Genomic DNA, 13,385 nt, shown 5'->3' with positions numbered 1-13,385 from the left:
GTTGGGAGGTTGGGAGATTGGGAGATTGGGAGGTTGGGAGGTTGGGAGGTTGGGAGGTTGGGAGGTTGGGAGATTGGGAGGTTGGGAGGTTGGGAGGTTGGGAGGTTGGGAGATCTTGCCTTTTGACTTCTAACTTGTATAGCATTATTTTTTTGATTTCATATCCCGATTGTCTGGGTCATATTATTGCTTGAAAAACAGATTAATGACCAATAAATTAACAGAATATAATTTCACTTTTATTGATTTATTTGCAGGAATTGGAGGAATTCGTCTTCCTTTTGAGGAGTTGGGGGGAAAATGTGTGTTTTCTTCTGAATGGGATGAAGCCGCCCAAGAGACTTATGAAGCGAATTTTGGTGAACGTCCTCTGGGAGATCTTACCACAATTGATTCGGGTTCTATTCCTCACCATGATATTTTATTGGCGGGGTTTCCCTGTCAAGCGTTTAGTATTATTGGCAAAATGGAAGGGTTTAATGAAGCTAGAGGAACGTTATTTTATAATATTGAGATGATTTTGAAAGCGAAACAACCGCAAGCGTTTTTATTGGAAAATGTTAAACAGTTGAGAACTCACGACAAAGGAAAGACGTTTAAAGTGATTACAGAACATCTGCAAAATTTGGGCTATCATGTTTATACAGAAGTTCTGAATGCGCTAGATTTTGGTTTACCGCAAAAGCGAGAAAGAACTTATATTGTTGGATTTTTAGAAAAGATTCATTTTTCTTTTCCCAAACCCATCCAAAAAAGAGTTAGTTTATCCGATATATTAGAACCCGATGAACGGGTTGATAAAAGTTTGTTTGCTTCCGAGTTTATCAAAAAAAAGAGAATACAAAGATTGAAAGTTAAACCCTTTTATCCTTCAATTTGGCATGAAAATAAATCGGGAAATATTTCTGTACTTCCCTATTCCTGCGCCCTGAGAAGTGGGGCTTCTTATAACTATCTTCTTGTCAATGGAGTTCGACGGTTATCTTCACGGGAACTTTTGCGTTTGCAAGGTTTTCCAGAATCGTTTAAAATCGTTGTATCTCACGCAGAAATCAGAAAACAGACGGGTAATAGTGTTCCGGTTCCTGTTATTCGGGCGATCGCAAAACAGATGTTAAAAGCTTTAGAAGAAAAACAACCTGCTTTAGAAAAACCTGAGCAGTTATCCCTAGATTTTGCCAATTTTGAATAAAGGAGTAATAATAAAAATGTCAGTCAGTTTAAATGAAGCTAAGGATGCTTTAGACAATATTATAAATAAAGCTAGAGTTCATTTGTATAAACCAATTCAAGTTGCTGAAATTCTTTATCATCATCGAGTTTTTGATGACTTGACTCTCTCTAATCTTAATACCTATAGGAAATCTTCAAAAAAATGGAGAGATATTATCTGTAAACGTTTTTTAGGAAGGATTACCACTTCTAGTTCACGCTATCAAGATAATTTATTCGATAAAAATGCAACTCCACCTGAAGTTTTGATGGTTCTTGGAGAAGATAATAAAAGCAAATCAGGTATTGTTGAAGCTTATATCTATCGTAAATTTATAGAAAGATATTCACAAATGACTTCTGGGCTTGCTTATTGTATGAAGTCAGATATTGAAAACTTTAAACTCACTGAATTTATTGGACAATTTCAGAATAATCCTGGATTAAAGAGAAGTATAGATAAAATTTATGAAATTGTTGTTTATGCTCTTTTTAAAGTTCTTATAGAAGAACTCAATGTAACAGTTAAAGTACAACTTGATTTTAATAAGCTAGACTTACTCAAAGAATTTGAGGAATTTACACAAAAAGTTCTCTCGATTAATAGTCAAAATCCTTCTTTCACTGCTAGTGCCAAGTTTTATCGAGTAGGAGTTACTAATGCTGCTGATCGAGGTTTAGATATGTGGGCAAATTATGGCCCTGCTGTACAAATTAAATATCTTTCACTCAATGAGAGCCTTGCTGAAGGTATAGTTTCTAATATTACAGCAGATCGGATAGTGATTGTTTGCAGAGATTCTGAAGAAAGAACTATTGTGTCATTACTCAATCAAATAGGATGGAAATCTAGAATACAATCTATTATTACTCAATCTCATTTAGAAGCTTGGTATGAGAAAGCACTACGGGGTAGTTTTCGGAATATTTTAGGAGCGAGACTCATTGAAATTTTGATTGAAGAAATTAAATATGAGTTTCCTTCAAGTGAGAGCAATGATTTAGTAAGTTTTATGGAAGAGCGGGAATATACTTTATTAAGTGACCCATTTTGGTCAGTATAAACTATTGATTTTTGTAAGTTATCACGGTAAGTTAGATTAATATTGGAAACTCAGTTTATAAATCTTAAATTTGAGTGATGGGTTACAAGTTTTGTTAACCCATCCTACGATTAATTGATTGTAATTTATTGGGCTTCCGTCGATAACGTTTCACCAATGCGGGGTTCTGTTCCTTTTAGTAACCGTTCAATATTCTCTCGATGACGCCAAATCACATAAATTCCCCCAACAATCCCAAAAATTTGATAGGGTAAAGGTTGACCTGTAATCACCATTAAACTGGCAATTCCCACCGCCCCCGCAATTGAACTGAGAGAAACAATCCGAGAAATCGCGATAAATAAGGCAAAAATTCCCAACGTTGCTAAACCCAATTTCCAATCAAAAGCCAATAAAATCCCTAAACTGGTAGCGACTGCTTTTCCGCCTTTAAAGGCAATCCAAACGGGTTTTGTATGACCTAAAAGAGCCATTAAACCTGCTGCTGTCGTCATCCAATACAACAACGTATTAAGATTTGAAATATTAGCAGAAGCGGCAATTTTAGGGGTAATTTCCAACGAATAAATCAACAAAACAAATGCGATCGCCAAAACGCCTTTGAGGACATCCACTAACAAAACGAGCAACGCAGGTGACTTTCCACAACTTCTTAAAACATTCGTCGCCCCCGTAGAACCCGAACCCACTTCTCGCAGATCAATTCCATAGAACCCCCTGGCGATCAGATAGCCTGTCGGAATTGAACCCAACAAATAACCCGCCACTAATAGTCCGAAATTTAATCCGATCCACTCAAGCATCTTTCTCTACCCAATGCGCCATACTCGCTTTTTATCCTAATCCAAAATCGTGCAGGTTTGGTATTGCATTTTAGCGATCAAAGAAGATTGGGGGTAATGTCTGAAATACCCAGACATTACTCTTAAACTCTTAAAATTCACGGTAAAGCGGTTGCTGTTGTTGTTGAGATTGGGGTTCAGGCGCAAAACCCAACCAGAGAGGATATTGCAGCAAAGACAAACTAATTTTTTCCTCGCTATCATCGATAACAATAAACGGTAATTTTCCCTCTTGAACCAAGCGATCCGCCTTCAGTGCAACAACATTGGCATCTTCAAACAATGTCACCCCCCGTTCTGGGCTAAAATCTCGCCGATCGAGGCCTAGACAGTCCTGAAAGCCTCGCCGCCACTCCCCTAAGCGTTCGGGGCTATTTGCTAAAATTAACGTGCGTAGACGGCGATCGTAGAGCGTTCGCAGAACAGAGGTAATCGCCGAGGCAATTAAAATATTTTGTAACCGACTTCCCATGGTGCGTAATGCACCCCGTCCCCCTTGATTAAAAAACCAGGTGGAAACCCGTTTAGCGTGGATCGGTTCAAATGTGCGTCGCAACTGCCAGGGCGGGCCATAATAATCGGGTAAGGTGCGATATTGATCGAGAAGGCGACGAATTTGTTGGGATTCTTCCTGAAATCCTTGTTGACCAAACTGAGGGGTAGAACTGATTTCCGGTTCGATGTCTCGTTGAGCAGGAAAAGGGCGTTCGCCAAATGTATCGTCAGATCGATCGCTTTCGATGATGGGTTCTGGAGATTCGGGAATCAGTTCTAACTGTTCTGCGGTACTGACTAAATCCTGTAAACTCCCGACAAGATAATCTTTGAACCCCTGAACCCGAATGGCTAAATCTTGAGAAACGCCAGCAAAACTGGTTCGCATTTCTTGACGAATACGTTCTCGACGACGTTCGAGTTTTTCGACTTCTATTTGCAGTGCTTGTCGGCGTTGTTCGAGTTGGCTTAACGTTTCTGAGACGACATTCTGCATCGTTTCGGTTAAAGCCATCTGTTGCTGCTTCATTTTGGCTGATTCAGCTTGTAAACCCGCGATTTCCTGTCTCAGTTGCTGAATTTGGTCTTTTAGATTGGTCGCCGTTTGCAGGTCTGTCGTAGCTGGTGTCGGCGTAAAAAGTTCGTCCGATCCAGAGTTTTCGTCTGGTTCGGATACATCTTGCGATCGCTCGCGAGGCTCTTGATTTTGAGGTTCGTCTAAATTCATGGAATCAACAGAGGTTCAATTCGGGTCAGACGAGTTTGAGATTAACATAAACTAACTGAAGCCAGGGATGCACAAACGCGATTTGACACGGGCGAGTTTGTTTCCATTATGCTCAACATTATGCCGAACAACAATCAAACTCATCAAAAATTTCCCATCAGGGTTAATTTTATCAACAGGATGGGAGATTGACACATAAAGGAGAAGTCTAAATTCAGTGGGGAGTCACTCGGGGTTGACGCTCGGAGTTTTGAGATTTCCACAATTTGCTTCTAAACAGGCTTTCAGCGTTTTTGGATCAAAAATAATTGGCAAAAAGTGAATACTGTTAACCTCTTTGAAGTAAAACAAAATGGGTACACCGGGCCAGAAAATTTCCCAGTTGATCCAATCTGCATAGGGGAAATGTCGAAGTAATTTACCGGAACGGGAGACATCAAGTGCAGTCTCGGTAAACTGGATGCGAATCGTTGCGGTCTGTATGAGTAGAAACAGTCCCAGTAAGGCAATTACGAATCCTAGCACTTTCTGCACCAAGATTAACGGAATTCCAGTTAATAGGAGTACAGCCGGGATGATAAAACTGGGTGTCAGTTCTACCTTTGAGGGAACAGTGGTCTTTGATGGTGTTGTTGTCATTATTTCGGTTCCTGTGCATCCAGTGCGAGTGATGTCAACAAATGTTACCAAATTATGGGTAAAACGAAACTCCATCAGAAGTCAGACGTTTTTTCCGATTTTCCCAACTCCTGACTACAGGACAGAATTTCCAATCCCGTGAAACATTGACCAAGAGAGGAAAAAGTCGAGGATAAAGATAGAAAGCAAACACGTAACAACAGCAGTTGTGGTTGATTGTCCAACACCTTTGGCCCCGCCTGTTGTGGTTAGTCCCCAATTCGTACTAATGACTGCGATCACTCCCCCAAAAACCAAAGCTTTGATTTCGCCACTGACTAAATCCCAAAGGGTGAGAAAATTCTGTACAGACTCTAAAAACAAATTTGGAGGAATGTTATATAGACTACTGGAAATTAATAATCCTCCTGCTAAACCTGTGATTAGACAAATAATATTTAGTAAAGGCAACATTAAACAACAGGCAATCACACGAGGGATCACGAGATAATCAACAGGATCAGTTTTTAATACATACAGCGCATCAATTTGTTCCGTGACTTGCATCGTACCAATTTCTGCTGCAAATGCTGAACCGACTCGTCCGGTGACAATAACCGCAGTTAAAACTGGACTCAATTCACGCGCTAGAGAAAGAGCAAGAACCCCCCCCGCTAAATTCCCGGCACCTAATGTGATAAACTCACGAGAAACTTGAATCGTAAACACCATTCCGACAAAACCTGCGGTGATCAAGGCAATGAGCAACGACTCTGGCCCGACGGCTGCCATTTGTTCTAACGTGTTACGACGATAAATTTTACCTTGTATGAGATGAACAATGACCTGTCCGCCCAAAAATAAAGCAGCAACGAAGCGGCGCGTCCAAATTCCGAGACTTGAATTAATTTGCATCTGACTTAAGAAAATCCTCACCTTAAAATGACAAAGAAACATAACAACTATGTACAAATCTTAACCAAGATTTTTGAACATTAATTTAAGTTTTCTGACAGAGTGGAACGAAAGGAGAAATTACGATTATCTTAGAAGTTAATAGTCTAGATTCTCTGATACCTCTGACTGAGGGAAAGTGAATTCAATTCTCAATTTTCCTAACCTATGGGCATTTTTCCTAATTTTCTCCGCTCTATCCTACTAACGATGGTTCTAAGCTTTGTTACTCCGATCCTGGTGATCAGTTTTGGATTAGCTGGCTCTGTAATGATCGCTTGTCTTCCCTTTCTCAAAACAATCGGTCAATTTTCCTGCCAACAAATTTTACAATTTCTGGCAACTTTTGGCAGTGGACACCCCTTTCAAGGGAGTATGATCATCGCCATAACCTGTAGTTTAGTTGGTGCTTTATTTGATACTTATGCCTCCTATCAAAGTCCTCGCAGTCAGTAAAATCACGCAGTCAAATGTTACGTATTTTACAAAGCCTCCCGACGGAGGCTTTCGCTTGGTTTCAAAGACAATACAAACTATTATTTGCCATTTCCTCTATTTCGATTTTAATCCTATCAAGTTCAAGCTGTAATTTTCACCGAGCTTTGATCATTATTTCAGAAACAATCATGTTAAACTAGAGCCACATAAAAGTATTCCTGAACGCAATCGAGTTAAATACAATCAATGGCTGATATTGTTGATATTGCAGTGAGTGCAGGATCATTTAATACTCTGGTACAAGCGGTTCAAGCCGCAGGTTTAGTGGAAACCCTGAAAAGTCCTGGCCCTTTTACTGTTTTTGCCCCAAATGATGATGCTTTTGCTAAACTTCCTCCCGGAACGATACAAACATTAGTTCAAAATATACCTCAACTGACTCGCATTTTGACCTATCATGTTGTTTCGGGTAAATTGATGAAAGCAGATTTAGAGCAACTTCAGACGCTTACTTCCGTTGAAGGTTCTCCCCTTCCCTTAATGTTTATCGAAGGATTTGAAGTCAAAAATGCTACGGTTGTTGCGCCTGATATTGAAGCGGATAATGGGGTAATTCATGTGATTGATACCGTACTTTTGATGGGTTAAAGTTTGCAGTTTTTGCTAACAACAAAATCCCCTAAATCTACCCATATGGGGATAAATTCAAGCTAAATCCCGATCATAGATTTTGACGCGATCAATTTCGACTTGTTGCTATTGGGGATTAATTAACCATCCCCATTTTACCCCAGATTCTATATATTCTTGCATTTTTTTACCTGTTTCTGGCCTGAGTTCAATGACAAAATCCGCTGCAATGGCAGGAAATTGGCGGCTTTTGTCTTTTTTCGGCTGTTAATGCTTCCCAACGTTTCCGTTGAATCTATGCAGAATCGGGAGAATAAAATGTAAGAATAGATTTAAACTTATTCAAGATCGTACAAAATTAAAATGATGAACCACTGGAAACCTGAACTATTAGCCCCCGCTAAAAACTTAGAACGATTGAAAGTTGCCATTCTCTATGGTGCAGATGCGGTTTATGTGGGCGGACAAAAATATGGTTTGCGGGCGAGGGCGGATAATTTTACCGACTATGATTTAAAAAATGGGGTGGCATTCGCCCATAAGTATAATGCCAAAGTTTATGTCACTTTAAATGCGTTTTTACATGATGCGGATTTAGAAGGATTGGGAGATTATTGTCAGTTTTTAGAATCGATTGGAATTGATGGGGTTATTGTTTCCGATGTCGGCGTTTTGAGAGTTGTTCGCAAGTCTTCAAATCTGAATATTCATCTTTCCACTCAAGCCTCTTGTTTAAATTCCTCATCGGCAGAACTTTGGAAACAATTTGGCGTTAAACGTTTAATTGTGGGTCGAGAATTGAGTGTTGCAGAAACGGGTTTAATTGGGGAAAAATCCGGTATTGATGTAGAAATGTTTATTCATGGGGCGATGTGTATGGCCTATTCGGGTCACTGCACAATTTCTAATTTTACCGCAGGACGAGATTCTAATCGAGGTGGTTGTATTCAATCCTGTCGATTACCTTATAAATTAGAGAATCAAGACTCTAATCCGATCACATTTATGTCGTCCAAAGACTTGTGGGGAGTGCATAAAATTGAAGACTTTTTTAAACATAAAATTTGTTCTTTAAAAATCGAAGGACGGATGAAATCTTCATTTTATGTGGCGATGACCTGTAAAGCCTATCGACAACTGATTGATGCTTATCTTGAGGGAACAATCACACCCGAATTACTAGAGAAAATAGCCAGTAATCTTGAGTCGATTCCACACCGGGATTATTCTTCGGGTTCGTTAGAAAATCCGGCGGATAGTGATTCTGTCTTTGGTCAATTGTCAGGAAATAATCGGGGAACTCACGAATATTTGGGGATTGTCATTGATACCACTTCGGATTATTTAGCCCTTCAGTTACTCGAACCATTAAGTGTGGGAGATGAAATTCAAATCATTCCCCCCAAAGGAGAAATTATTAACTGGAAAATTACTCAGCTTTTATCGGTAATGGGAGAGGCGTTAGATAGCATCCAAAAAGATAGCGTTGTTTGTATTCCCCGAGTTGATATTTTACAGGATATTAACCAATTTACCGTGATTCGACTGTCCCGACAAAAAACTGTTTATAAACCCGAATTAGTCACTCATTCTTAAAATAGAATGCAATTTAATACGTTTATCTCATCTATTTCAGACTTAGAACGGTGCGTTAATGCGCCGAACTTACAAGAGGTTTTACTAGAACCTTTGTTACTCGCCCGTCAAGGAAGACTTTCTCTTGAAGAAGTAGAATTTCTCGCCTCTGAAGCGGTTAAACGTTCGTTGCATCCGGTGTTAGTTTGGGATATTTTAATGCCGGAACAAATTATGATGGAAATCTGTCAAAAAATATCTCAGTATAATCTTAGCAAATTTTCAGCAATTCGAGTTTGCGATCCGGGTGCGGCTTGGTGGGTGAAAACTCATTTTCCGCAATTGAAAATACACCTGATTGTAGAAACTGGAAATCACAATCTAGAAGCCTTGCAGGGATGGTGTGAAGTTCTTTCGGATTCATTAGAACGGTTGATTTTATCGATAGAACTTCCAGAAAAACAACTCATAGAATATTGTCAAAAATTACCTGTGGGTTGTGAAATTTTAGGCGTGGGGCGAATTTTGCTGTTTTATTCTCCCCGTTCTTTGTTATCGAAACATTTGTCTGTTAATAGTTCCGATGAAGCAATTCCTTATCTAGAAACAACTGTCGCCTCAGAAGAAAGTCACAATCGACCTTTTCCGACTTTAGAAACGGTGCATGGTACGTTTATGTTTTTGGATAAAGATCAGTTTATTTTAGATCAGTTAGCTTCTTTAGAAAAGGCGGGTTTACAGAGGGTTCGTTTGGACTTGCGACATTTAAGCCAAGATGGAAATATTGCAGTCAATATCGATAATATTTGTCAGCAAATTTTAGACAACCCGACAACATTAAAAACCCAATGGCATCAACCCATTCGCGCACCTTTTTTCAAAGCAAACCGCACAACTTCTATCTTTCATCGCATGAAGTCAAAGGCAAAATTGGCGGGTTATCGCAATGAAATTGGACTCGCTGAAATTGTGGCGGTGGAAAGTAAAACTGCGGTGATTTTTTATGCGTTACAAGCTTTTGAATTTGCTCAAATTAATAGTCTAATTTTACCAACGGGAGAAGAACGAGAACTTCCTGAAGATATTGAATTTCGCAACTTACAAGGCGAGGTTATAAAAAAATGCGATTATGAACAAATCTTGATTACAAATTGGTTTAAAAAAGCTATGCCGGGTACTTTACTTTTAGGTAAAATTGAGAATGTCTAGGCGTTCTAATCCTTATTTCCAGTTTAAACAGTTTACCCTCTTTCAAGATCGTTGTGCGATGAAAGTGGGAACCGATGGGGTATTATTGGGAGCATGGACAGATATAAAAAATACTCAAACCATATTAGATATCGGTACGGGGACGGGTTTGGTAGCGTTAATGCTGGCGCAGCGTTCCACAGCACAAATTGACACCGTAGAAATTGATAAAAATTCTTCTATTCAAGCCAAAGAAAATATTACGCAATCGCCTTGGAAAGAGCGGATTAAAATTTATCACAGTTCCGTTCAGGACTATACAAAATATTGCTCAAAGCGGTATAATTTAATTGTCTCTAATCCCCCTTTTTTTGAGAATGCTTATAAAGCCTTAAAAGCATCTAGAACTGTGGCGCGACACACCGATCTCTTATCGCCAGTTGATTTATTAAACGTCTCACAACAGCTTTTAGATCGGGAAGGACGGTTAACTGTGATTTATCCAACAGAGGCGGCGAATCGTTTTTTAACTTTGGCTGAAAAATCTGGTTTTTTTTGTACTCAAAAGTTACTCGTTAAACCGACTCCCAACCGTCCAACAAAACGCATTTTAATGGAATTTAGTCAAAGTCAAAACAATCAACCCGAAAACACTCTAACCATTGAAACAGAAAGGCATCTTTACACACCGGAATTTATTGATTTAGTTAAAGATTTTTATCTAAAATATTAAATTATTGATGTTTTTAATCACATTTATTGATTATGTTTACCGCAACTTTTAAACGTTTTACAATTTCCGAATATCATCGCCTAACAGAACTGGGGATTTTACAACAGAGCGATCACATTGAATTAATTCGAGGAGAATTGGTTGAAATGGCGGCGAAAGGAATGGCTCACGAAGTCTGTTTAACAAAATTACTGCGAGAACTTTCTAAATTGATATCTGATCGAGCAACTTTAAGATGTCAATCTCCGATAATTTTATCCTCAAATAGTGAACCAGAACCCGATTTTACAATTGTTATTAATTCTCCCGATGACTATCTCGTTTCACATCCTGCTGCCAATGATATCATATTAGTAATTGAGATTTATGATTCATCTTTAAACTATGATAAAGAGATAAAACTACCCCTGTATGCTGAAGATGGAATCTCCGATTTTTGGATCTTTAATCTTGGCGATCGCATTTTGGAAGCTTACAGCAAACCCTATCAAAAACCCCAAGGAAGTTGGGGTTATCGTATCCAAAAGATTTCTTTACCCAACGAAACAATTTCACTCCCTCAGTTTTCTGATTTATTACTTGACTTGACGAAAGTTTTCCCTCAGCAATAGTCAAATTTAACTTAATTAAAATAACAATGAGCAATTTATTTAATACCGAACTCTATTTTAGTTCAGAAAAAGATGAACTTTTTGAGAACGGAACCTGGCCAAAACCTTTTGTGTTTAATGAAGAAGTTGTCCGGGTTTTTGATGATATGGTTTCCCGTTCAGTTCCCCTTTATCGAGAGGTTGTTGCTTGTGCGGCACATTGGGGTTTAGCCTATTATCAAGACGGAACAAAAATTATCGATATTGGTTGTTCTACGGGAACTTTTTTAGAATTATTCGGACGTTTTTTGAAGCAACCTGCAACCTTAGTCGGGATTGATAGTTCTAAAGCGATGTTAGAAAAAGCCGAAAAAAAGTTAGCTGAAATTTCCAAAATTCACGAAATAGAACTCATTTGTAATCAAGCCGAAAACTGTTCTTTTAATCAAAGCAGTGTTGTAGTAATGAACTATACTTTACAATTTTTACCTCTCCATCAACGTCAAAGATTACTGCAAAAAATTTATAAGGGTTTGGTTCCTGGCGGTTTGCTTTTTCTCAGCGAAAAAATTCGTTCGGCTTCTCCCCAATTTCAAGAAACAATTACCCTACACTATGAAGCATTTAAAACTCGTAATGGTTACGCCAAAAATGAAATTGAACGGAAAAAAGAAGCATTAGAAAATGTGTTAATTCCGCTTACAGAAAACGAACAAATTCAAATGCTGCATGAAAGTGGCTTTGAACAGGTTGACTCTATTATTAAACTACATAACTTTATTTCGTTTGTGGCTTTAAAGTCTAAATAGGGTTTAAGAAAATATCAACTGTTGAACTTCGATTAAAATCTTTGGAAAAGGTAGAGGTGAAATTGTTCCTGTTGTTAAAGTTAATTCTTCAGTATAATTATCATTACTTAGATTTCTAAACACTTTTAACTCTGATCCTTTTAGATTCGCCACCCAATATTCTTGAATTTTTGCTTCAGCATAGATGGATTTCTTTAAGCCTAAATCTTTCTCTAAGGAAGTGTTAGAAAATTCAATAATCCAAAAAATATTCTCAGGATAGGGATGATGATTGAGGTATTCTTTACCCAAAGGTTGAACAATTGCAATATCGGGTTCGGGTTCAGAATTATTCGGTAATGTTATCGGATGACCTTCTCTAACTTTAACTTGAGTCCCTAGCAGTTCCCGCAAATAATCACTAACTTTTGAAGTGTAGTAAGCATGAGGTTCTCTCTCAGGTGACATAACAACTAAATCTCCTCTTAATAATTCTATGCGATCATCTTCTCGAATTGACCCTTTAACGAGCGCTTCGTGATATCGGTCTAATGACCATTTAAACATCGTAACGGTCATGGTTTTCTCCTAAATACTTACTTTTTATTATGCAATATTTTTCTAAGTTTTGTCTAGATTACTGTTATCATTAAAAATATCGGTGTTATCTCGAAGTGAAATGTTAGATGAAAGCCTGGGTTATGTCGCGCCTGACTATCTTGAACAATACAATGATGATATTGAATCTGAAACAATTTTAGCAATCCGTCAGGAACGACAAACACAACTATTTGAACCCAAAAGTAAGCGATATTATCAAGCGGTTCAAGCGGTTAGAGATATTCAAAGTAACGAGTTTAATTTTTCGGGTTCAGTGGTCAAAGTTGGTCAAGGAGATGAACTCTCTCTCGAACAACAGCAACGATTTAATCAAGCCTTAAAAGTATTTTCTCCCTGGAAAAAAGGGCCGTTTGAACTATTTGGAACCTTTATAGATGCCGAATGGCGTTCTGATTGGAAATGGGAACGAATTTTACCGCATATTCAATCACTAACCGACCGTAAAGTTGCAGATATTGGCTGTCATAATGGTTATTTTATGTTTAGAATGGCGCATCAAAAACCAGCCTGTGTGATTGGTTTTGAACCCTATGCTAAACACTTCTGGAACTTTCAACTGGTTCAAAATATTGTCCAACAGAAAATGCTTCACTTTGAACTGTTAGGGGTTGAACATATTGACCTTTATCCCGATTTTTTTGATACCATTTTCTGTTTGGGGATTTTGTATCATCATACTGACCCAGTAGGTTTACTGCGAAAACTGCACAAATCTCTGAAAAAAAACGGAGAAATTATTATTGACTGTCAGGGAATACCCGGAGATTTACCTGTAGCATTAACCCCTCAAAAACGTTATGCACGGGCGCGAGGGATTTGGTTTCTCCCGACTCAATCATGCTTAGAAAATTGGATTAATCGAGCAGGTTTTAATAAAATTAATTGTTTCTTTGCTGAACCGCTCTCTACC

General features: G+C 38.4%; 15 protein-coding genes. 10 read left to right on the top strand and 5 right to left on the bottom strand.

Annotated features, from left to right (window positions below):
• Positions 1-205 precede the first annotated feature (205 nt).
• Positions 206-1,192 (top strand): DNA cytosine methyltransferase, encoded by a 987-nt coding sequence (locus M595_RS25940; protein WP_023069550.1) that lies wholly within the window; start codon positions 206-208, stop codon positions 1,190-1,192.
• 16 nt (positions 1,193-1,208) lie between these two features.
• Positions 1,209-2,276, top strand: a complete 1,068-nt coding sequence (locus tag M595_RS25935) for a HaeII family restriction endonuclease (RefSeq protein ID WP_023069554.1) — start codon at positions 1,209-1,211, stop codon at positions 2,274-2,276.
• A gap of 125 nt (positions 2,277-2,401) precedes the next feature.
• Here the strand turns inward: M595_RS25935 and plsY are convergent, their stop codons facing one another.
• The 4 genes from plsY to M595_RS25915 all read right to left on the bottom strand — a co-directional run bounded on the left by plsY (position 2,402) and on the right by M595_RS25915 (position 5,873).
• The gene (plsY, locus tag M595_RS25930) at positions 2,402-3,079 is read right to left on the bottom strand and encodes a glycerol-3-phosphate 1-O-acyltransferase PlsY (protein WP_023069548.1); all 678 of its coding nucleotides are present in this window, start codon (positions 3,077-3,079) and stop codon (positions 2,402-2,404) included.
• A 130-nt stretch (positions 3,080-3,209) separates the two neighbouring features.
• Entirely contained in the window at positions 3,210-4,340 is a 1,131-nt protein-coding gene (locus M595_RS25925) for a DUF3086 domain-containing protein (protein WP_023069549.1), read from the bottom strand.
• 225 nt (positions 4,341-4,565) lie between these two features.
• Positions 4,566-4,979 carry a DUF3119 family protein gene (locus M595_RS25920; RefSeq protein ID WP_040484697.1) on the bottom strand — a complete coding sequence of 138 codons (414 nt, stop codon included), beginning with the start codon at positions 4,977-4,979 and terminating at the stop codon, positions 4,566-4,568.
• 114 nt (positions 4,980-5,093) lie between these two features.
• The gene (locus M595_RS25915) at positions 5,094-5,873 is read right to left on the bottom strand and encodes an MlaE family lipid ABC transporter permease subunit (protein WP_023069539.1); all 780 of its coding nucleotides are present in this window, start codon (positions 5,871-5,873) and stop codon (positions 5,094-5,096) included.
• Between the two features lie 249 nt (positions 5,874-6,122).
• Between M595_RS25915 and M595_RS25910 the strand changes: the two genes are divergently transcribed.
• From M595_RS25910 to cmoA, 7 genes are all read left to right on the top strand, one after another.
• Positions 6,123-6,368: a hypothetical protein gene (locus tag M595_RS25910; RefSeq protein ID WP_338041675.1), complete on the top strand. Its 246-nt coding sequence runs from the start codon at positions 6,123-6,125 to the stop codon at positions 6,366-6,368.
• Between the two features lie 228 nt (positions 6,369-6,596).
• Positions 6,597-6,998, top strand: a complete 402-nt coding sequence (locus M595_RS25905; protein WP_023069555.1) for a CO2 hydration-associated protein CupS — start codon at positions 6,597-6,599, stop codon at positions 6,996-6,998.
• 348 nt (positions 6,999-7,346) lie between these two features.
• Entirely contained in the window at positions 7,347-8,576 is a 1,230-nt protein-coding gene (locus tag M595_RS25900; RefSeq protein WP_023069542.1) for a U32 family peptidase, read from the top strand.
• Between the two features lie 6 nt (positions 8,577-8,582).
• Entirely contained in the window at positions 8,583-9,764 is a 1,182-nt protein-coding gene (locus M595_RS25895) for a U32 family peptidase (protein ID WP_023069552.1), read from the top strand.
• Positions 9,757-10,476, top strand: coding sequence for a tRNA1(Val) (adenine(37)-N6)-methyltransferase (locus tag M595_RS25890; protein WP_023069540.1), 720 nt, complete (start codon positions 9,757-9,759; stop codon positions 10,474-10,476). The genes M595_RS25895 and M595_RS25890 overlap by 8 nt, the downstream gene beginning before the upstream one ends.
• Before the next feature lie 32 nt (positions 10,477-10,508).
• Entirely contained in the window at positions 10,509-11,087 is a 579-nt protein-coding gene (locus M595_RS25885) for a Uma2 family endonuclease (protein ID WP_023069547.1), read from the top strand.
• Between the two features lie 26 nt (positions 11,088-11,113).
• On the top strand, positions 11,114-11,875 hold the full coding sequence (gene cmoA / locus M595_RS25880) for a carboxy-S-adenosyl-L-methionine synthase CmoA (protein ID WP_023069538.1): 762 nt from the start codon (positions 11,114-11,116) through the stop codon (positions 11,873-11,875).
• A gap of 3 nt (positions 11,876-11,878) precedes the next feature.
• Here the strand turns inward: cmoA and M595_RS25875 are convergent, their stop codons facing one another.
• Positions 11,879-12,433, bottom strand: a complete 555-nt coding sequence (locus M595_RS25875; protein WP_023068629.1) for a Uma2 family endonuclease — start codon at positions 12,431-12,433, stop codon at positions 11,879-11,881.
• Between the two features lie 82 nt (positions 12,434-12,515).
• Between M595_RS25875 and cmoB the strand changes: the two genes are divergently transcribed.
• Positions 12,516-13,385 (top strand): tRNA 5-methoxyuridine(34)/uridine 5-oxyacetic acid(34) synthase CmoB (gene cmoB / locus M595_RS25870; protein ID WP_238987142.1); only part of this gene is annotated, 870 nt, incomplete at its 3' end.

It is taken from the genome of Lyngbya aestuarii BL J, assembly GCF_000478195.2.
Lineage (GTDB): Bacteria > Cyanobacteriota > Cyanobacteriia > Cyanobacteriales > Microcoleaceae > Capilliphycus > Capilliphycus aestuarii.
Note: the sequence above shows the minus strand (reverse complement) of the source record. Positions and strands in the feature narration are given on the sequence as shown.